This is a genomic window from Buchnera aphidicola (Eriosoma lanigerum), assembly GCF_964059125.1.
Taxonomy (GTDB): domain Bacteria; phylum Pseudomonadota; class Gammaproteobacteria; order Enterobacterales; family Enterobacteriaceae; genus Buchnera_D; species Buchnera_D aphidicola_C.
In genome coordinates, this window is the sequence record NZ_OZ060395.1 from 190,293 (window position 1) to 212,578 (window position 22,286).

Below are 22,286 nucleotides of genomic sequence, written 5' to 3' on the forward strand. Positions count from 1 at the left end.
ATTATTTAGAATAATTGTTTTATTGTAGAGCTTACAAATAATATAGATATTAATAATCATTTAATAATATGTGATTTAAGTTAAATACTTTATAAATTGTAAATAATTAATTAAAGTATAATTATTTATATTATTTATAATTGTAGTTTTTTTAATTATAGTAATTAATTTAATTATAATTTAGTCAAATATAAATAATATAAATTAGAATGATATTGTTATTTATTATTTTTTATTATAAGTTATTTTATAAAGAAATTTTCTTTAATTCGTTGTAAAGCTACAACTGTTTCTGTTATTGATGTACGTATTAAAATAACACCTTGAGTGTTTCTTCCTAGTATTCTAATTTCAGATACTCTAGTTCGAACTAATTTTCCAGCATTAGTAATCATTATTATTTGATCTTGTTCAATCACTTGGATAGCTGCAATTACGGTGCCATTTTTAGGAGTCACTTTAATGGCTATAATTCCTTTAGTAGATCGAGATTTAATAGAAAATTCTAAAATATTAGTTCTTTTTCCATATCCTTTATCTGTAACTATAAGAATATCTTTATTTTTTTTAGGTACAATTAATGAAACTACTTTATCTTCTTGTTTGATTTTAATTCCTTTTACACCTGAAGCTGTTCTACCCATTGTTCTGACTGATTTTTCGTGGAATTGTACTGCTTTTCCAGAAGCTGTAAATAACATAATATTATTATTACCATTGGTTAAAGCAATACCAATTAATTCATCATTAGATTTTAAATGAATTGCAATGATTCCTTTGCTTCTAGGTTTTTTAAATTCTGTTAAAGAAGTTTTTTTAACTATTCCAAAAGCAGTAGCCATTAAAATATTTATTTTATTATTTTTATATTTATTTATTGGTAAAATAGCTGTGATACGTTCATTGGGACGTAAAGGTAATAAATTTATAATTGGTCTACCTCTTGCATGTCTGCTAAATTCAGGTAATTGGTACACTTTAAGTTGATATAGAATACCTTTACTTGAAAAACATAAAATAGTATCATGTGTGTTAGTAACTAATAGAATTTTAATAAAATCTTTTTCTTTAGTTTTAGCAGCTGTTTTCCCCTTTCCACCTCTTCTTTGTGCTTCATAATCTGATAATGGTTGGTATTTGACATATCCTGTATGAGATAAAGTTATAACTACGTCTTCTTGAGTAATTATGTCTTCAATATTGATATCAGTAGTGTTAGTTTTTATTTCTGTTTTTCTTAAATCTCCAAAGTTGTTTTTGATAGTAATTAATTCTTCTTTAATTATTTCCATCATATAATAATTGTTTTTAAGAATTTTTTCTAGATTATCAATTTTTTTTATTAAAATGTTTTGTTCTTCAAAGATTTTATTACTTTCTAAATTAGTTAGTTTATGTAAACGAAGTTCAAGAATTGCTTGTATTTGTTCTTCAGTAAAAAAAAATTCTGTATTATGTATATTTATGTTATTAGGTGTTTTTTTTATAGTTAATAATTGATGATTGATTTTATCATACTGATAATGATTTACATTCCAAGATTGTGACAAAAGTTTTTGTTTAGCTTCTTTTATATTTTTGGAAGATTTAATTAATGTAATAATTTTATCAATATTATTTAATGCTATAATTAATCCTGTTAAAATATGTAATTTAGATTGATGTTTTTTTAAATCAAACAAACTTCTTCTAGTAATTACTTCTTGACGATGATTAATAAAATACTTAATAATATTAATTAAAGATAAAGTTTTAGGTTGTCCACGATACAGAGCGACCATATTAATTCCAAATGTAATCTGCATTTGACTCATTGAATATAATTGATTTAAAATGAGTTCAATAATTGATTCTTTTTTTATTTCAACTACAATTCTCATTCCATCTTTATCTGATTCGTCTCTAAGAGCATGGATTCCTTCAATTTTTTTATCTTTTACTAATTCTGATATTTTTTCAATTAAATGTGCTTTATTTACTTGATAAGGAATTTCATATATTATGATAGATACTTTTTTTGTTTTTTTGTTAATTTCGATTTTGTGTCTTGCTCGAATGTAAATTTTTCCTTTTCCAGTGTGATATGCTTGTTCAATTCCTAATCTTCCATTAATAATACCGGCTGTAGGAAAATCTGGTCCAGGAATGTATTGTAAGAGTTGCTTTGTAGTTATATTTTTATTTTCAATATAAGCAATACAACCATTAATTACTTCATTTAAGTTATGTGGTGGAATATTAGTTGCCATTCCTACTGCTATTCCTGAAGAACCATTAATAAGTAAATTAGGAATTTTCGTTGGTAGTACTTTAGGAATATACTCTGTTTCATCATAATTTGGAATGAAATTTACTGTATCTTTATCTAAATCATTTAATAATTCACATGAAATTTTTGACATACGGATTTCAGTATATCGCATAGCTGCAGCAGTATCTCCGTCGATTGATCCAAAGTTACCCTGTCCATCTATTAACATATATCTTAAAGAAAATGATTGAGCCATTCTAACAATAGCATCATATACTGCTGAGTCTCCATGTGGATGATATTTTCCAATAACATCACCAACAATTCTAGCGGATTTTTTATAAGGTTTGTTCCATACATTATTAAGTATATGCATAGCAAATAGTATACGACGATGGACTGGTTTTAGACCATCTCGTACATCGGGTAGAGCTCGACCAATTATAACTGACATAGCATAATCTAAATAAGAGCTTTTTAACTCTTCTTCGATATCGACCTGAAAAATTTTTCTTGGTAGGTCTTTCATAGAGTTGAAATCTCTTTTTATATAATTTTAAATTTAAAATAAGTAAATTAATAAAATTAACATATTTCATATGATACAATGTGTATTGTAAACTATATTTTTATTAGTGACACTTAGATTTAAATAATTTTAATTAACTTGTTAATATTAATTTTATCACATAGATATAAAAATTTTCAAGATAAGATAGAAAAGTAATGTTTTAAATTTGATTATAATTAATATTATAGGATCATTTATTGAATACAGATATAAAATATCGATAAAGTATTGTATATTGTAATCAATATTACATTGTATTTTTATAATTAATTTATATTGTTTGTTATAGTTTTATATTAATTTATATATATATTATATTATTGATATAATTTTAAAATTATTAGCATTTTTTTTATAAATATAATTTTGATAATATTAAATTATATGATAATAATTAATTATAGTAAAAAATAAAAATATGATTTTAACGAAAATAATTTTAATAATATTAATTATTTATAAATTATATATAATTTTATTTTCAATTTTTTTTAAATGATTGTACGTTTTCTCTCCTTAAGTTAAGGAAATATTATGAAAATTGAAGAAAAACAATTAATAGAAAATTTGTTTTATAAGTTGAGTAAAGTTGAAAAAGAATCAGAATTAAGAAATGAATCTGCAGAAAAATTAATTAATGAATGTATTAAAAAACAAGGTAATGCACCGTATTACATGATACAAACTATTTTAGTTCAAGAAACTGTATTAGAAAAGTTAAATAAACGTATTATGGAATTAGAAAAACAATTACGGGATCAAGAACATAATAGGAAATTGAATAAAACTAGTTTTTTATCAAATATATTTAAAAATAGCAGTCATTCAATAAATAAAAATAATAATCATACTCAGTCTGACAATATTTCTGAAAAATCTAATAATTATAATTCTATTCCTAAAGGAAATGTAGGAGGAGAAAGTTTTTCTAGTCCTACTTTTTCTTCATCTATGGGTGGAACAGCTAATAGTTTTTTAGGTAATGCATTACAAACTGCAGTAGGGGTGGCTGGTGGTATGGTAGTAGGTAATATGTTATTAAACTTATTTAAACATCAACAACCAGAAGAAGAAATATTAAAGTCAGCTAATAATATGGACGCAAATACTTCTTATACAAGTTATGAAGATACAGACCAGGTAAATAGTGATACATATACTACTGATGATAATATTATTGATCATGATCCGAATATAGTTACATATGATGAATCTATAGATTCAATATATGAAGATAACGATATTGATATTGATGATTATAGTAATTATAATGATGATAGTGATGATAACTTTGTATAATTTTTAAAATATATAGTTTAACTACTATTATAGTATTGTATATTTTATTTATTTATCAATTACACCATAAATTATATGTATATTGGTGTAATTGATAATGAATAATTAAATAGTTTTGATATAAAATGATATAAAATTTTAATAATCGTAGTATTATTTGTATATATATTTGTTCTTTAAGTATTGTTTAATTCCTTCTTGACTAGCTGTAATCCCAGGTTTTCCATTGTTCCAATTAGCTGGACATACTTCTCCATTCTTTTCATGGAATGTAACAGCATCAATAATTCTTAATATTTCTTGTATATTTCTTCCTATTGGTAAATCGTTAATTGATTGATGACGTATAATGTTATGTTGATCAATAAAAAATGTAGCTCTTAGAGCTATTCCTAATTCAGGATGTTCAATGTTATATAATTGTTGAATTTCCCTTTTTATATCAGAAACCATAGTAAATTGCATTGGACCGATTCCTCCGTTATCAATAGATGTATTTCTCCAATGTTCATGAGCGAATACTGAATCTATAGATACTCCAATTAATGCTATATTTCTTTTTTGAAATTCACTGTATGTTGAATTAAATGCTAATAATTCAGTAGGACATACAAATGTAAAGTCTAATGGCCAAAAAAATAAAATACATCCCTTGTTAGAAGATATTTGTTCTTTTAGGTTAAAATCATGGATAATTTTACCATTTTTTAAAATTGCAGATGAAATAAAATTAGGTGCTGTACGACCGACTAGAATCATAATTATTTTTTTTCCTATTTGATGATTAAATCATTTTTTTAATTATATTTTAAATGATATATATTTTTTTTTAAAATGTATTAAATACTGATTTAAAAGAAAATTAATTATTAGTAATATTGTAACATGTTTGATTTATTTTTAAAATCTTGATATCTACTATTAAAAAATATTTTTTATGTATATATGATTTCCTAATGTAATGCATAATATTGTATTTATATGTTATATTTTGTATATTGAGTATATTGTTAATTATAATTTTATTATGATTAGAATTATTCGGTATTATAATTTATGTTATTGTTTATCATATATGTTTAAAAAAAAATAATTTTTAATTTTAGATATGATATCAAATAAGGTATTAATTTAAAAATAAATTATAGTAGGTATATTTTAGTTAAATAACATTTCATATTTTGATTATATATAAGTGTATAATACTAATTATATATAGTAATAATACTATTACTTTTATTGATAGGGATATATTAATGAAATACATTAAGTTTTTAACTTGGAAAGATTTTTTTTTTACAACATAGATGTTGGATTAAATTATTAAATTTTATTGAGTATAGACGTATAAATCATGTCATTTATCCTACTAGAAAAGATATATTTCGTTCTTTTTCTTTGACTCCATTTCATATGATTAAAGTTGTAATATTAGGACAAGATCCTTATCATCAATTTAATCAAGCAAATGGTTTAGCTTTTTCTGTTAGAAAAGGAATTAAGATACCCCCTTCATTAAATAATATATATAAAGAATTAAAATATGATATTCCAAATATTAATATTACTACACATGGATGTTTAGATAATTGGGCTAAACAAGGTGTTTTTTTATTAAATACTATTTTAACTGTAGAACATGGTAAACCGAAATCACATGTTAATATAGGTTGGAAAAATTTTACTAGTAGGGTAATTAGTTATATTAATTATCATCATATAGGAATAATTTTTTTATTATGGGGGAAAGAATCCATAAATTTCAGAAATATTATAGATAGTAAGAAACATCATATTTTAACTGCCTCGCATCCATCACCATTTTCAGCTCATAGAGGATTTTTTGGATGCAGACATTTTTCAAAATCTAATAAAATATTAATACAAAGTAATAAAGATCCAATTGATTGGTCAATAAATTGAGCTATTTTTATTGATATATAATGTATTTATGAATTATATATAAAGTTGTAATAATCTTCTTGTTAATAGTTTTTTTATAAATTATATTAATTGTAACACTTAAATTAATTATCTTTATTTTTTGTAATAGTTACTATTGCTTTTCTTAGAATTTCATTATTAAAAATATAACCAGTAGTTTTAATGGATTGAATATAATATGTGTACTGTGTGTTATTTGGAATAATAGACTGTGTTTCATGAAATTTAGGATTAAAAATTTGTTGAACAAAACCTTCAATTCGTAGACCATATTTAGACATTGTATCTAGTATACATTTGAGTATTAGAGATAATCCCTTCTCTTCTATATCATTTTGATTAGTAGTATGTATTTTATTTAAATTAACTGCATGTTCTATTTTATCAATAATAGGTAGTAATTTTTTAACAAATTGTTTAATGGAATGAGACTTGATTTGATTTATTTCAATTACAGAATTTTTTTTCATGTTTTCAATTTGTGCTTGTGTTCGTAATTGCATATCTTTAATATTGTTTCTAAGTATATTTATTTCTTCTGTAAAAGTATATTTACTTTCTTTTTGAACTTCTGGATTTAAGATATTTTTTTCTAATATTTGATTTTTATCATTCAATATATTTTTTTTATTATCTTTTTCTATTTTTTTATTCATATTATCACTTATGTATCGATGTTTTTTTTTAATTATGGGGTTTGAAAAAATATTTTCAAGAATTTTTTATTATTATATATTTTAAATTAATTAGATTATGTGAACAATATGAAAAAAAAATTTCATTGTATAGGTATAGTAGGACGTCCACGTGATTCTAGAGATTTTATAACGCATGAAATATTATATATTTGGTTAGTCAGTCAAGGATATCAAGTAATTGTTGATGATCAAATAGCTAAGGAGCTAAAATTAAAAAGTATTAATATAGCTACATTATCAGAAATTGGATCGTTATGTGATTTAGCTATAGTAATAGGGGGAGATGGTAATATGTTAGGAGCATCTCGTGTATTATCCTGTTATTCAACTAAAATCATTGGTATTAATAAAGGTCAATTAGGTTTCTTAACTGATTTAAATTTTGACACTATTTTTCAAGAATTATCTAATATTTTATCTGGAGAATATATTTTAGAAAATAGATTTACATTAGATATGACTATATTAAGTAAATTTGTTCATTGTAAAAATGGTAAAGCTGTAAATGAAGTAGTATTACATTCAGAAAAAGTAGCTCATATGATAGAATTTGAAGTGTACATTGATAAAAAATTAGCTTTTTCGCAACGTTCTGATGGATTAATTATTTCTACTCCTACAGGATCAACAGGATATTCTCTTTCTGCTGGAGGCCCTATTCTTTCTACATCATTAGAAGCTATTGTATTAGTACCTATGTTTCCTCATACTTTATCAGCACGTCCTTTAGTAATTAGTAATAATAGTACTATTCTTTTAAAATTTTTAAATATTCATCATAAATTAAAAGTAAGTTGTGATAGTCAGATTATTTTTTCTGTTGAAGTGGAAGATATGGTATTAATTCGTAAAAGTGTGGATTTTATTAAATTTATTCATCCTGTTCAATATAATTATTTTGATATGTTAAGTAAAAAACTAAATTGGTATCATAAAAGTATTAATAGTAAATAATATTTTTTTTAGTATTGTATTAAATTTAATTTTTTTTTTAATCGACTATTTTATATTAATATATATGGATTATAAAAATAAATTATATTATTTTAAGTTTTTTATGTTTTGATATTTATCATAAATACATATTGTAATTAATTTTTCGATTATTAAATTATATATTTTGTGGTGGAGCTGGCGGGATTTGAACCCGCGTCCAAAACTCTTACAACTTCAGTACTACATGCTTATTCTGTATGGAAAATTTCTTTTTTTTTTTGTACAGACACAATAAAAAAATATAACTTAAAAATAAATTTAATGTATTAGTTTTTTTAAGTATAACTAAATACACGATCTCTTCTGTTGTGACCTTCTATTTTTTTATATACAGAGCAAATATAAAAAAGAAGGGCTGTTGCAGTATATTAAGCTGCTAAAGCGTATTGTTTTTGTTTTGCAACTATTTTTTATCGGTTTTTTAACGAGGCAAACCGATCCTCGGCATGCACTTAGGTTTTCAGATATTTTGTCAAATCCAAAATCAGCCCCTAATATATTTTATTTAAATATTTTAAATTAATAATATTATTTTAGCATTTTAATATGTTTTATACTACTAAAAATTTATAAAAGAATATAATAAAATAATTGGTTGTAAAATTTTTATAATTTATATAATTAAAATGTAAATATATATATATTTATGTTGCAATTAATCTAATTTTTTATTGGAAACTATTTAAAAATATTTTATAATAATAGAATATTTAATTAGTTATAAAAATAAATGAAATGAATATTCATAAAAAAATTAAACGACAAATAGAAATTAATCCGATTTTATTATATATGAAAGGTTCTCCTAAAGAACCTAGTTGCGGTTTTTCTGCTCAAGCAGTACAGGCTTTATCTTCTTGTGGAAAGCGTTTTGCTTATATTGATGTATTAGAAAATCCTGATATTAGAAAAGCATTACCAGAATATGCTAATTGGCCAACTTTTCCTCAATTATGGATTTCTGGAGAATTAATTGGAGGGTGTAATATTATATTAGAATTATTACATAATGGTGAATTACAGAAATTAATAGATAAAGTAGAAGAGCAATAATTATTTATTATTATTTAATTATGATTTAATTACTATTTAATTATTTTATTTTAATTATCTTTTTATTAAATTATAATTATTATTATGACAATTTTTGTTTTATTTTAATAATATTATTTTAAAATAATTTTTTTATGGTTGAATAACATTATTAGTTTTATAAAAATTTGTGTTTTTTGGTGGCCAACCTCCTAATGTTTTCCATTTATTTACTAGTTCGCAAAATAAATTAGCAGTTTGTAAAGTGTCATAAAGTGCGGAATGAGCTTGATTAATATCAAATACTAATCCAACTGCTTTACAAGCTTTAGCTAGAACTGTTTGTCCAACTACTAATCCACTAAGTGAAGCAGTATCAAATGTTACAAATGGATGAAATGGATGATTTTGTAATCCTGATCTATGCATGGCTGCCATAATAAAATTATAATCAAACATTGCATTATGTGCAACGATAATTGCTTTTTTGCATTTTGTTTCTTCTATTCCTTTTTTTACAAATTTACATATTTGATTCATAGCTTCGGTTTCGCTAATAGCAGATCTTAATGGATTAAATGGATCAATTTTGTTAAAAGCTAACGAGGAAGGATGTATAGATGAGCCTTTAAATGGTATAATATGAAAATGTAATAAAGATTCTTTTTTAATCCATCCTTGTTCATCCATGGTTAGTGTAACTACAGCAATTTCTAGTAGTGCATCGGTTTGAGCATTAAATCCAGCAGTTTCTACATCAATAACCACTGGATAAAAATTTCGAAAACGATTATTTAATGTTTGTTTTTCTTGATAGTTTGACATTATTGTCTCTTTTGTTTTGTAATTTAAATATATTATTATAGATTTAAAAATATAATTTTATTATTAATTATGATATATAATCATATTTTTTTATTTAATAAATATGTATAATTAAATTATATCAATTAAACATAATATTTGATAAAGTTAATGATAAAGTATTTTTATTAATTTTTTGATAACTAATTTTATTAGTTATAATTAAATTTATTTGTGTTTTATTTTTGAAAATTAACATAATGTAAATTAAATAACAACATATAAAATACAAATATTGTATTTTTAATGTAGAAAAATAATTTTATTTTTATTAATTTTCTTAATAATAAGATTTAATATTTATAATAATATACATTATATTATGTCTTTCTGTTAATATTAGAATAATTATTTTATTTTTGTATGTTATATTTTATATATAAAAAAAATGTATTTTAATTAATGTTAATTATTTATTTCATTATTGATTATATATTTTATTAATACATATTTAATTTAATTATATTAATATATTTTAATAATTAATAAATAGGATAAAATTATGAGTTATATTTTACCTGATTTAAAATATGATTATGATTCTTTAGAACCATATTTTGATTCTATGACTATGCGTATTCATCATCAAAAACATCATCAAACTTATATTACTAATGCTAATACTATATTAAATTCTATGAATTATCCAAATATTCAAGCTGAAATATTAATTACTAAATTAAATGAGATACCATTAATTAATCAATTAAATTTACGTAATAATTTAGGTGGGCACGTTAATCATTGTTTATTTTGGAATGGATTAAAAGTTGGAACAATATTACAAGGTTCATTATATCAAGCTTTAAAAAATAAATTTACTACTATTGAAAATTTTAAATCAAATTTTGAAAATATAGCATTATCTAGATTTGGATCAGGATGGGTCTGGTTAGTTTATGATAATCATGATTTAAAAATTATTTCTACAGCTAATCAAGATAATCCATTAATGGGTTATGATGTAGTAAAAGTATCTGGGTATCCTATTGTTGGTTTAGATGTGTGGGAGCATGCATATTATTTAAAATATCAAAATAGACGTTTAGATTATGTAAAATCATTTTGGAATGTAGTAAATTGGGAAGAAGCATTAAAAAGGTATAATAATTGTATATGTTAATAATGAATTATATGTTATGTAATATATATTATATTTTAAGGTGGTGATGGTATCATAAAAATAATAGTAGGATTATCGAATCCCGATAATTTATATAAAAATACACGTCATAATATTGGTTCACATTATGTATCTTTATTAGCTCAATATTATAATCAACGATTACAAGAAGAAAAAAAATTTTTAGGATATACTGCAAATATTTGTGTGAATCATAAAATAATACGATTATTAGTACCAAATGTATTTATGAATATTAATGGAGAATCTGTTTTTTTAATGTCATCATTTTATCATATTCCATTAACAAAAATTTTAATTGTACATGATGAATTAGATTTATCACCTGGTGTAATAAAAATAAAGTATGGATTTGGATCTGGAGGTCATAAAGGATTAAAAAATGTTATGTCCTATTTTAAACAGTCAATTAGTTTTTTTCGCATTCGAATTGGAATTGGTAGACCTATTAAGTTAGAACAAATTTCTAATTATGTATTATCATATCCAAATCAACATGAATTAAATTTAATTAATAGAGTTATTTATCGGATGATTATTAATACTAATATATTTACAACAAAAATTAATGTAAAATTAATAAATAAATTGTTAATTAATTAAATTGAATTATTTATTTAAATAAATGTATATTAAGTATAAATAATAATATTAATATTCAATTTTTTTATTTATTTTTAATCTAGGTTTAGAGACAATATGAGTTTTAAATGTGGAATTGTAGGTTTGCCAAATGTAGGGAAATCTACATTATTTAATGCATTAGCTTCTACAAAAATTTTAACTGCTAATTACCCTTTTTGTACTATTAAACCAAATATTAGTCATATTCCTGTATTAGATCCACGTTTAAATAGTATTGCAAGAATTGTTAATCCAAAAAAAATTATTACTAATTTTATAGAATTAGTTGATATTGCTGGATTAGTCAAAGGTGCATCTAAAGGAGAAGGATTAGGTAATAAATTTTTAGAAAATATTAAAAATACGGATGCTATAATACATGTTGTTCGTTGTTTTAATGATATTAATGTTACTCATATGTATGGTGTAGTAGATCCAATTAAAGATATTGAAATTATTAATCTTGAATTAATTTTATCAGATATTAGTATTTGTGAAAAAACTATATTTAGAATAGAAAAAAAAACTAAAATTAATTATAAAGAACTAAAAATTGAATTAAATATTTTATATCGTTGTTTAGATCATTTAAAAAAATTTCAAATGTTACGTTCTCTTAACATTACTTTAGAAGAAAAACAACGAATTGACAAGTTACAGTTACTAACTTTTAAACCAATGATGTATGTAGCAAATATTGGTACAAAAAAAGAGGATAATTATTTATTGGAACAAGTTTTAAAATTAGCTGAAATAGAAAAATCAATAGTTATTTCAGTTTGCGCTCAAAGAGAAGCTAAAAAACTATATCATTCTAATATTAATACGAATTTTCAACCCATTGATGTAGATTGTAGTTCTACATTATCAGATATAGTGTTTGCTGGATATAAATTATTAAATTTACAAACATTTTTTACTGTAGGAATTAAGGAAGTTCGTGCTTGGACTATATTAAAAGGTAGTACTGCTAAGGAAGCTGGAGGAGTAATTCATAGTGATTTTAACCGTGGTTTTATAAGAGTTAAAGTAATAAAATATAAAGATTTTATTCTTTATAAAGGTGAACTAGGAGTAAAATTAGCTGGAAAAATGTGTTCTGAAGGTAAAAAATATATTGTTCAGGATGGAGATATATTAAATTTTTTATTTCAAGTATAATTCAAGGTTTACTATATTTATAATGTTTTTTATAAATGTAAAATAGAGAGGATGATTAAATGTTTTTTTCCTCTCTATTTTTATAAAATATTATTTTTTTAACAAAAATTGACGTAATTTATGAAAGTTTGGTTTCATATTATGTGATAATAGCGGGAGATTTATTCTTTTAGATAACGATTGAGGAAGTGTAATAGTTTTTTTTAAAATATTTTCAACTGATTGTTTAAATTTTGCAGGATGAGCTGTACCTAAAAATAATCCGAATTCATTATCTTTTATTTTTTCTGATAATAATTTATATGCTATTGCAGCATGTGGTTCTGATATATATCCTAAATTATCTAGATTTTGTAATGTTTGAATTGTTATATTGTCTGATACACTACCAAATCCTAAACTTTTTAAATCCCAATTATTAATTCGAAATATTTCTTCTACTCTTGGCCAGTTGTTTGGTTGACTAATATCCATTGCATTTGATAAAGTAGAAATTGTTTTATTAGGTTTCCAAATTCCTGTTTCTAAAAATTTTGGTACAGTATCATTAGCGTTAGTAGCTGCAATAAAAGATTTTATAGGTAAACCTATAGATTTAGCTAATAAACCAGCTGTTAAATTACCAAAATTTCCACATGGAATAGAAATTATTAGATTTTTTCTTTGTTGTTTTGAAATTAATGAAAACGCTTCAAAATAATAACAAATTTGTGCTAAAAGTCTACTAATATTAATAGAATTTGCTGAATTTAATCCTCTTTCTTTTTTTAATTCAGTATCATTAAAAGCTTGTTTAACCAATGTTTGACAGTCATCAAAACTACCTTCAATAGCAATTGTTGTTATATTTTTACCTAAAGTACAAAATAATTTTTCTTGATATTCACTAATTTTCCCTTTTGGATATAAAATTATAACTCGTACATTTTGCATGTTATAAAAAGCATGAGCTACGGCAGCACCAGTATCTCCAGATGTAGCAGTTAATATAGTTATTACTTCATTTTTATGATTTAAATATGATAAAATTTGAGCCATAAAACGAGCTCCAAAATCTTTAAAAGCTAATGTTGGTCCATGAAATAATTCAAAACAAGCTATATTATTTTGTACATATTGAATTTTTGGAATAGAACAATGAAAAGCATTTTGAACAGATTGCTGTATTTGTTGTTCTGGAATTTCATCTCCAATAAATAGTGATAGTATTTTACTACTTCTGGTAATAAAATTCATAGATAACATTTCACTGAGTAATGTATCATTAATTATAGGCAGTTTTGTTGGAAAAAAAAGTCCTTGTTTTTTCCCTAATCCTAATTTTATAGCTTGTGAAAAATTTACTTGTTCACTTTTTTCTTTTAAATTATATAATTTCATGTATTATCCTATTTTTTTAGTACCTGTTTTATCTAATTTGCAAATATGTACAAAACCATATTCATTTTGTAAATAATGTTTAGTTAAAGTGTTAGCTATAATTTCTGCAGTTTTTAAATTATCACTAATAGAAAAAAAACTAGGTCCTGATCCAGAAATACCACAACCTAGAGCTCCTAGTTCTAGTATTATTTTTTTTATTGACATAAAATTTGGTAATAATTGTATTCGATAAGGTTCAGCAATAATATCTTGAATATGTTGAGCAGCTAATTTTTTTTGATTAGTATAAAGAGAATGTATAAATATTGCTAAATTTCTACTATGTTGAATACAGATTTCTCTTGAATATTGTATAGGTAATATAGATCTAGATTCAGCTGTGGATATATTTATTCCTGGCCATGCAATAATCCAAAACCAATCTTTAAAATGTGGTATTTTTTGACTAATAACATTTTTTTCTTGGATAATTAATTGTAAGCCTCCTAAGTAGCAAGGAGAAACATTGTCATAATGTATACCACCTGATATCTTTCCTTCTAGTTCTCCCATCATTTTAAGTAATTTTATTTTTGATAATGGTTCAGAACAAAAATAGTTTAAAGCTACTAATGTTGCTACAATAGAACAAGCACTGGAACCTAATCCGGATCCAATAGGCATGTTTTTTTCTAATGTGATCGATACAGGAATAGTTTTTTTGATTTGTTTACAAAAATTTATCCAACAATGCCAAATAATATTTTTTTTTGTAGATTTTGGTAATTGATGTTTAAATTTTCCTGTATTAATTAAATTAAATTTTTTTGCTGAGGTGATAGTTACAATATCTCCTAATAAATTTCCATTAATAGGTTGTATAGCTGCTCCTAAAACATCAAATCCAACACCAACATTTCCAATGGAGGCAGGAGCATAAATTTTAATCATTATAATTATTCCTAATTTTTATGATAATGTACGAAGTATGTCAGAAAAAACTCCAGCAGCTGTTACATTATTTCCAGCCCCATATCCTCTTAATACTAAAGGAATAGGTTGATAGTATTTACTATAAAAAGCTAATGCGTTTTCCCCATTTTTAATTTCATATAAAGGATCATTTTTATCAATTTCTTCAATTTTTACTTGACATTTACCAGATGAATGTATAGTTCCTACATATCTTAGTACTTTATTTAATTTTTTAGCTTGCTGAAATTTTTTAGAAAATATATTATCTAATTTTTTTAATTCAAGCATAGTTGTTTGAATATCTGGTATAGAATTAAAATATGATGGTAAAATAGATTCAATTTCAATTTCATTAAGCTCTAATTGATAACCAGCTTCTCTGGCTAAAATAAGTAATTTTCTAGCTACGTCAAGTCCAGAAAGATCATCTCTAGGATCTGGTTCAGTAAAACCAAGTTTTCTAGCTTTATATGTAGCATTAGAAAAATTAATATTTTCATTTAATTCTCCAAAAATAAATGATAAAGAACCTGACAATATACCTCTAAAATGTAATAATTTATCTCCAGTGTTTAATAAATTTTTTAAATTTTCAATAACAGGCAATCCTGCCCCTACATTAGTTTCATACAAAAATTTTTTTCCATAAATTAATGCTGTATTTCTAATTTGTTGATAATAGTGATAATTATTAGTATTGGCTTTTTTGTTAGAAGTTACGATATTAAATCCAGAAGAAAGAAATGTAATATATTGATCTGATATTAATTTACTAGAAGTACAATCAACAATTACAGGATTATGTAAATAGGTATGTTTTAATTGTGTAATGAGTTCTTGAAAATTGAAAGTAAACTTAGATGTATTTAAATTTTCTTCCCAATGATTTAAATTTATTCCATTAAAATTTTGTAACATTTTTTTTGAATTTGCTATCATACATATTTTAAATTGAATATTTTTTTTAGTTAATAGGTTAATTTGATCTTTTAATTGAGCTAAGAGAACCTTTCCTACTCCTCCCGTTCCTATAAGAAAAATTTCAATTATCTTTGTATCATAAAATATTGTAGTATGCATAGCTTGTATACAATATTCTTTTTGATTTTGATTGACAACAACAGAAATAGAATTGTTAGATGATCCTTTAGTTAATGCATGTATATTTATATTATTTTTAGATAATGCAGAAAAAATTTTAGAAAAAATATTAGATTGAAAATGAATATCTTTTCCAATTATAGAAATAATAGATAATTTTTTTTTAAATTTAATAGGATTAATTTCATGATTATTTAATTCTAATTTTAATTCATTTTTTAAAATATATATAGTTTTTGATAATTGTTTTTCTAAAATACAAAAATTAAAATTTGATTGAGAAGAAGATTGTGTTAATAATATTATCCATATTTTATTTCTGGCAAGTATAGATAGTACTTTTTTTGTTAATAGTTCAGTATTATCCATTGTTGTGCTAGATATTATCAACATAACTGCATAATCTAAATATGTTATACCTTTTATATTTCTTTGTTGAGAAAGATTTATATGTATATTATCATCTACAGTACTAATTAATGTTCCTGGCTCTTTAATATTATTAGTATTTTTAATTTTACATGGTATTTTATATTTCATGATTGGAAAAATAGTTTTTGGATGTAATACTGTTGCTCCAAAATAAGACAATTCCATAGCTTCTTCATAGGATATTTTTTGTAATAAAAATGGATTTGATATAATTCTAGGATCACAAGTATATATTCCATCTACATCAGTCCAAATTTCTAATTTTTTTGCATTTAAACACACTGCTAAAACAGATGCAGAGTAATCAGATCCATTTCTTCCTAATACGACTAGTTCTTTTTTATGATTACCCGCTATAAATCCAGGCATTAGAATAATATTTTTTAATGGAATTTGTAATGATTGAATATTTAATGATGATTTAGAAATATCAACTACAGAATCTAATATTTCTCCATTAGATAGCAAATTATCTACTGGATTAATAATAGTTGTATTATATTTTTTAGATTGTAGAATAGCTTGCATAATAGCAATAGATAATATTTCTCCTCTGGATATAATAAAAGCATAAATATTTTTTGGACATATTTGTAGAATTTGAATGCTATGTAATATTTTTTTTAACTGAACAAATTGATCTTTTATTAAATTATGTATATTTTTATATGAAAAATTTGGTTGTTGATAAAAAATATCATCTATTATTTTAAAAAAAATATTTTGTATATCATCAATATATTTAGGAATTTCATTTTTTTCTATCACATGTTGGATAATATTTATTAAGTAATTTGTAATTGTAGCTGGTGCTGAAAGAACAATTGCTACTTGATATTTTTTTGTATTTTTTTCGATAATACTAGAAACTTGTAAAAATTTATTTGCATTTTTTAATGATGTTCCACCAAATTTTAATATTTTCATAATATATATTCTCTTAATATACAAAATAATTTCATTTAATGTTAGTTATAGTATAATTTTATAATATTGTTGTGGTAATTAATTACATTATAGTTTTAATAATAACTATAGAAATAATTATTTTGATTTTTTGATCTAAAAATAGATTATTTGTATTATAGAATTTTAAAAATAGATTTTTAAAATGATATTAAAATGATTTTTTATTTACTTTAGTTAGATTTGATTATATTAAAATATTTTTTATAAACGAAAAATTTTACCATATATTTATTTATTTTACCTAATTTTCACTGTGTTTATTTATTAAATTATTTATAAAAAAATGAAATGTATATATTATAGTTATAATTTTATAGATTAATTTGTTCTATGGAATTTTTGATATTATTAGATTGATATAAACAGTACAATATTAATTTTATTTTCTATAAAGTGCAAATCAAAGATATACATAAATTTTGTTATTTAATGGAATATATTTAATTTTATAAAGTAATTGATTATATTAAAATATTAATTTTATATATTATGCGATATAAAATTACTTTAATTATATTGATATAATTTTAAATAATTATATATATACAATATATATATATTTTTCTAGATTAACTTTGTCTGAAGAATGAAAATCAAGTAAAATAATAAAATGTTTTTATACTATTTACTATTTAGTTTTCATGAAACATAAAATTAAAGTTGTTATTCCTGAAGTACAATTACATGCTAGAATTAGTGAACTTGGAAAGCAAATTACTACTCATTATAAAAATAGTCATAGTAAAGTTGTATTGGTAGGATTACTACGTGGATCATTTATTTTTTTAGCAGATTTATGCAGAGCAATAAAAATTACACATGAAGTAGATTTCATGACTATATCTAGTTATGGAATTGATATTGTATCTTCTAAAGATATAAAAATTTTAAAAGATTTAGACGAAAGTATTTATAATAAACATGTTTTAATAGTAGAAGATATTATAGACTCAGGTTTAACTTTAAAAAAAGTATTAAATATTTTACAAGTTCGTGAACCTAAATCACTATCAGTATGTACTTTATTAGATAAACCACAGTGTCGTGAAGTAACCATTTGTGCTGATTATGTAGGATTTTCTATTCCTGATGGTTTTATGGTTGGTTATGGAATTGATTATGCACAACGATATCGTCATTTACCTTATATTGGAAAAGTTATTTTTTCTAAATAAAATATATTATTTGGATTAATATATAATTTTTTGTTAATTGATTGTTTAACATAAATAGATTAACTTCTATATTTGATCATTACAAAATGAATATTTTATTTATATTTTACATAATTATTGAATATTATTTGTTTTTTAAAATGATTTATAAATAGTTATTTTAATTTTTTTTATGTATTATTAATTATTATGATTTTTATTTAAATTGAATATTTATTATAACATTTATAAATTTTAATAAAAATATAATTTAATTTTTGCATGTTATATATTATTAATTATATATAAATGTTATTATCCATAATTTATTTATATTGATTAATTAAAAATTGAGCTGTTGTATATAATTTAATATCTTTTTCTGTTTCTGCACGTAACAATAGTAGTTGATATGCTTGATCAAATATTTTATTGTTAGGTAATTTAGTAATAGTAATATCATGAAGTGATGTATCTATGTATAATTGAATTTTCCATATTTCTTTAATTGTTAATACCACTTGTTTGGGAAGTGCTAATAAAGAAGAAAATTCTGATAAAACTTTATTAATAGAGAGTAAAAAAGCTTCATTTTTGTCTATCTTTTTTTCTTTTTGAACAGTATAAGCAACTTCTTTTTGTAAATACCATAATATAGTGGAGAACAAAAATTCTGGTATTAAAGTATTATTAATTTTTTGTTTTATTTGTTTGTCAATTTTTTTTAAAGCTTTGACACTGATTAATTGAATTAATTTTTTAGTGTGATTATTTAATTTAACTTTAGAAAATAGTGATAGTGATTGTAATATATTAAATTGTTGTATTTTTTGATAAATTTTATATATTACTCCAGTTTTTAATAATTTTACTATTTCATTGAATAATCTAGCTGAAGGAATGTTTTTTAATAACATGGATAATCTAGAAATTGGTTCAGCTGTTTTTTCTGCAATTTTCATATTTAATTGTACGGAAAATCGAATTACTCTTAATATTCTTATTGGATCTTCTCTATATCTTGTTTCTGGGTCTCCTATTAATCGAATAGTTTTTTTTTGTAGATCTATCATGCCTTTGACGTAGTCTTTGATACAATTAGTGTTAATATCATAATATAACGCATTAATTGTTATATCTCTTCTTTGAGCATCTTCTTCTATTTTTCCAAAAATATTATCATTGAGTAACATACCATTAATATTTTTTTTATGTTTTTTATGATTTTGATGTGGTAAAATATGTATTTTGTTGCTTCTAAAAGTAGATACTTCTATAAATTCAGTACGAAACATAACATGAGCGATTCTAAATCTTTTACCTACCAGTCTACAATTGCGAAAAATTTTTCTCAATTGTTCTGGTGTAGCATTAGTAGTAATATCAAAATCTGTTGGTTTCTTCCCTAATATTAAATCTCTTACACTACCTCCTACTAAATAAGCTTGATAACCGGTTTGTTTTAATCTATGTAATACTTTAATAGCATTTGTACTAATTTTTTTTTTTGTAATATGATATTTTTTTTTTGTAATAATGTTCATATAATTAATTTTTAATTTTAAATTCAATAATATTTCTAATGAATTAGATGTTGTATTTAAATTGATATTTTAAAAAATTAGTATAACATATTGATAGTTCTTTTTTTTTTAATATCTATTATTAATAAAATATATTTTAAGTGATAATTTAAATGAATTTAAAATATAATTTTATATTTATATTGATATATGAAATTTTATAAATATTCATTTTTTATTATTTTTATGTTGTATAATGATTATTATAATCAATATATGTAAATATTGATTATAATAATCATAAAATTTATATTAGAATAAATGAAAGAATTAATATTAATATATTATTATTGATCAATAATGACATGAATTATTATTGATCAATAATATATATTAAATTTTTAACCAGACATTTGTTTTTCTCTAATTTCATCTAACGTTTTACAATCTATACATAAATTTGCGGTTGGTCTTGCTTCTAGTCTTTTTATTCCTATTTCAATATTACAAGATTCGCAATATCCAAAATTATTTTCGTTGATTTTTTTTAAAGTAACGTCAATTTTTTTTATTAATTTTCTTTCACGATCTCTATTTCTTAATTCTAAACTAAATTCCTCTTCTTGTGTAGCTCGATCCATTGGATCTGGAAAATTAGTAGCTTCATCTTGCATATAGGATATAGTTCGGTATACTTCATTTTTTAATTGGTTTTTCCATGCTGTTAATATTTTTTTAAAGTGATTAATTTGTGCTGGATTCATATAAGTTTCATTTTTTTTTTCTTGGTAAGGTTTTACTCCAGCTATAGTCAACATACTTAACGATGAATGTTTATAATTTTCCATTTTTTTCATGATTAGTTCCGAGTAATTATGTTTTATTAATATGAAAAGTATTTATTATAATTAATAAATTTATTTTTTTTTATATATAAAAATTTATTAATTTTTTTAATTAATATTAATATATTGAGCAATAACATACATTATACTAAATAATAAGTTAATTAAAATATAGCTTATTTTATTTTCATAGTTATTTTTTATTTTGATAAAATACATAAATAGGGTTTTTTATGTATGATATAAATCATAACATTCATTATATATTGTATAATTTAAATTATTTTGAATAATATTAGGAATAAAAATATTGTATATAATAATAAATAATTATTAAATATTATGAGGATAGAAATAATAAGATTTTTTTTTTGATATTTTATTTGTATATGAATATAAAGTTTAATTTTTTTTACAACTAATTTAATTAAATATAGTAATTACGTTGTTTGTTTTTATGGATACGTTGATGATTGTAAATAATAAAATAATAAAATTTGCGTTATGTGTGGAATATAATGGTAATAGCTATCATGGGTGGCAAAAACAAAAAAATAAAATTAGTATACAAGAAGAATTAGAAAAAGCGATATCTTTAGTTGCTAATCATCAGATTATTGTAGTTTGTGCAGGAAGAACTGATTCTGGAGTACATAGTATAGGTCAAATAGTTCATTTTGAGACAGTTTCTATAAGAAAAGATATTTCTTGGTTATTAGGAGTAAATTCATATTTACCAGTTGATATTGTTGTTCGTTGGATTAAACAAGTTCCTTTATTTTTTCATGCTCGATATAGCGCTTTATCTCGTGTATATAGATATATAATTTATAATTATTCTTGTAGATCGGCAATATTTATGCATTCTATTTGTCATATTGTTCATAATTTAGATGTAAAAAATATGTATTTAGGAGGACAATACTTATTGGGAGAACATGATTTTAGTGCTTTTCGAGCTAAAGGATGTCAGTCAAATACTTCGTTTCGTAATATAAAAAAAATAAATATTATTAAAAAAAATTCTATAATTATTATAGATATTGAAGCTAATTCTTTTTTATATCATATGGTTCGTAATATTGTTGGTACATTAATTGAAATTGGATTAAAAAAAAAAGTGTAGCTTGGATGAAAACTGTTTTAGAAAGTAAAGATAGAAAATTATGTGGACATACTGCTTCAGCAAAAGGATTGTATTTAATATATGTTCAATATCCATCTTATTTTAATCTTAATTAAAAAAATGATTTATTTTTATTTAAAAAAATTATTTATTTTTATAGATCTCGTTAATATTTATAGTAATAATAATTACTGAAAATATATTTTTTTATGATT

The 22,286-nt window shown here is 22.2% G+C and carries 17 protein-coding genes, 1 other RNA gene and 1 pseudogene; 9 read left to right on the forward strand and 10 right to left on the reverse strand.

Features of this window, described 5'->3' with window-relative positions:
- Positions 1–242: 242 nt before the first annotated feature.
- Entirely contained in the window at positions 243–2,780 is a 2,538-nt protein-coding gene (gene gyrA / locus AB4W75_RS00830; protein ID WP_367679573.1) for a DNA topoisomerase (ATP-hydrolyzing) subunit A, read from the reverse strand.
- A gap of 576 nt (positions 2,781–3,356) precedes the next feature.
- Between gyrA and AB4W75_RS00835 the strand changes: the two genes are divergently transcribed.
- Positions 3,357–4,121, forward strand: coding sequence for a DUF2076 domain-containing protein (locus AB4W75_RS00835; protein WP_367679574.1), 765 nt, complete (start codon positions 3,357–3,359; stop codon positions 4,119–4,121).
- Between the two features lie 153 nt (positions 4,122–4,274).
- On the opposite strand, the gene AB4W75_RS00840 is transcribed toward AB4W75_RS00835, so the two are convergent.
- Positions 4,275–4,880 carry a peroxiredoxin gene (locus AB4W75_RS00840; RefSeq protein ID WP_367679575.1) on the reverse strand — a complete coding sequence of 202 codons (606 nt, stop codon included), beginning with the start codon at positions 4,878–4,880 and terminating at the stop codon, positions 4,275–4,277.
- A 528-nt stretch (positions 4,881–5,408) separates the two neighbouring features.
- On the opposite strand from AB4W75_RS00840, the gene ung reads away from it, so the two are divergent.
- Positions 5,409–6,044, forward strand: coding sequence for a uracil-DNA glycosylase (gene ung / locus AB4W75_RS00845; RefSeq protein ID WP_367679665.1), 636 nt, complete (start codon positions 5,409–5,411; stop codon positions 6,042–6,044).
- A gap of 104 nt (positions 6,045–6,148) precedes the next feature.
- Here ung and grpE read toward each other — a convergent pair whose 3' ends face one another.
- On the reverse strand, positions 6,149–6,721 hold the full coding sequence (grpE, locus tag AB4W75_RS00850; protein WP_367679576.1) for a nucleotide exchange factor GrpE: 573 nt from the start codon (positions 6,719–6,721) through the stop codon (positions 6,149–6,151).
- 108 nt (positions 6,722–6,829) lie between these two features.
- Between grpE and nadK the strand changes: the two genes are divergently transcribed.
- Entirely contained in the window at positions 6,830–7,717 is an 888-nt protein-coding gene (nadK, locus tag AB4W75_RS00855) for an NAD(+) kinase (protein WP_367679577.1), read from the forward strand.
- Between the two features lie 169 nt (positions 7,718–7,886).
- On the opposite strand, the gene ssrA is transcribed toward nadK, so the two are convergent.
- Positions 7,887–8,251, reverse strand: a transfer-messenger RNA (tmRNA) gene (gene ssrA, locus AB4W75_RS00860).
- 243 nt (positions 8,252–8,494) lie between these two features.
- On the opposite strand from ssrA, the gene grxD reads away from it, so the two are divergent.
- On the forward strand, positions 8,495–8,812 hold the full coding sequence (gene grxD, locus AB4W75_RS00865) for a Grx4 family monothiol glutaredoxin (protein WP_367679578.1): 318 nt from the start codon (positions 8,495–8,497) through the stop codon (positions 8,810–8,812).
- A gap of 132 nt (positions 8,813–8,944) precedes the next feature.
- Here the strand turns inward: grxD and rnt are convergent, their stop codons facing one another.
- Entirely contained in the window at positions 8,945–9,616 is a 672-nt protein-coding gene (gene rnt, locus AB4W75_RS00870; RefSeq protein WP_367679579.1) for a ribonuclease T, read from the reverse strand.
- 541 nt (positions 9,617–10,157) lie between these two features.
- Between rnt and AB4W75_RS00875 the strand changes: the two genes are divergently transcribed.
- The 3 genes from AB4W75_RS00875 (at position 10,158) to ychF (ending at position 12,584) form a co-directional block, all read left to right on the forward strand.
- Positions 10,158–10,778: a Fe-Mn family superoxide dismutase gene (locus AB4W75_RS00875; RefSeq protein WP_367679580.1), complete on the forward strand. Its 621-nt coding sequence runs from the start codon at positions 10,158–10,160 to the stop codon at positions 10,776–10,778.
- 63 nt (positions 10,779–10,841) lie between these two features.
- Positions 10,842–11,402, forward strand: a complete 561-nt coding sequence (pth, locus tag AB4W75_RS00880) for an aminoacyl-tRNA hydrolase (RefSeq protein ID WP_367679666.1) — start codon at positions 10,842–10,844, stop codon at positions 11,400–11,402.
- Positions 11,403–11,498: 96 nt separating this feature from the next.
- Positions 11,499–12,584 carry a redox-regulated ATPase YchF gene (gene ychF, locus AB4W75_RS00885; protein WP_367679581.1) on the forward strand — a complete coding sequence of 362 codons (1,086 nt, stop codon included), beginning with the start codon at positions 11,499–11,501 and terminating at the stop codon, positions 12,582–12,584.
- Between the two features lie 90 nt (positions 12,585–12,674).
- Here the strand turns inward: ychF and thrC are convergent, their stop codons facing one another.
- The 3 genes from thrC to thrA are packed head-to-tail and all read right to left on the reverse strand — an operon-like array spanning position 12,675 to position 17,381.
- Positions 12,675–13,964 (reverse strand): threonine synthase, encoded by a 1,290-nt coding sequence (gene thrC, locus AB4W75_RS00890; protein ID WP_367679582.1) that lies wholly within the window; start codon positions 13,962–13,964, stop codon positions 12,675–12,677.
- 3 nt (positions 13,965–13,967) lie between these two features.
- Positions 13,968–14,897, reverse strand: coding sequence for a homoserine kinase (thrB, locus tag AB4W75_RS00895; RefSeq protein WP_367679583.1), 930 nt, complete (start codon positions 14,895–14,897; stop codon positions 13,968–13,970).
- 18 nt (positions 14,898–14,915) lie between these two features.
- Positions 14,916–17,381 (reverse strand): bifunctional aspartate kinase/homoserine dehydrogenase I, encoded by a 2,466-nt coding sequence (gene thrA, locus AB4W75_RS00900; protein ID WP_367679584.1) that lies wholly within the window; start codon positions 17,379–17,381, stop codon positions 14,916–14,918.
- 683 nt (positions 17,382–18,064) lie between these two features.
- On the opposite strand from thrA, the gene hpt reads away from it, so the two are divergent.
- A complete protein-coding gene (gene hpt, locus AB4W75_RS00905; RefSeq protein WP_367679585.1) occupies positions 18,065–18,598 on the forward strand; it encodes a hypoxanthine phosphoribosyltransferase in 534 nt (177 codons plus the stop codon).
- Between the two features lie 305 nt (positions 18,599–18,903).
- Here hpt and pcnB read toward each other — a convergent pair whose 3' ends face one another.
- Both pcnB and dksA read right to left on the reverse strand, forming a co-directional pair.
- Positions 18,904–20,121 (reverse strand): polynucleotide adenylyltransferase PcnB, encoded by a 1,218-nt coding sequence (pcnB, locus tag AB4W75_RS00910; protein WP_367679586.1) that lies wholly within the window; start codon positions 20,119–20,121, stop codon positions 18,904–18,906.
- Between the two features lie 380 nt (positions 20,122–20,501).
- A complete protein-coding gene (gene dksA, locus AB4W75_RS00915; protein WP_367679587.1) occupies positions 20,502–20,957 on the reverse strand; it encodes an RNA polymerase-binding protein DksA in 456 nt (151 codons plus the stop codon).
- A gap of 457 nt (positions 20,958–21,414) precedes the next feature.
- Between dksA and truA the strand changes: the two are divergent.
- Positions 21,415–22,187: pseudogene (gene truA, locus AB4W75_RS00920) on the forward strand (tRNA pseudouridine(38-40) synthase TruA).
- Positions 22,188–22,286 lie beyond the last annotated feature (99 nt).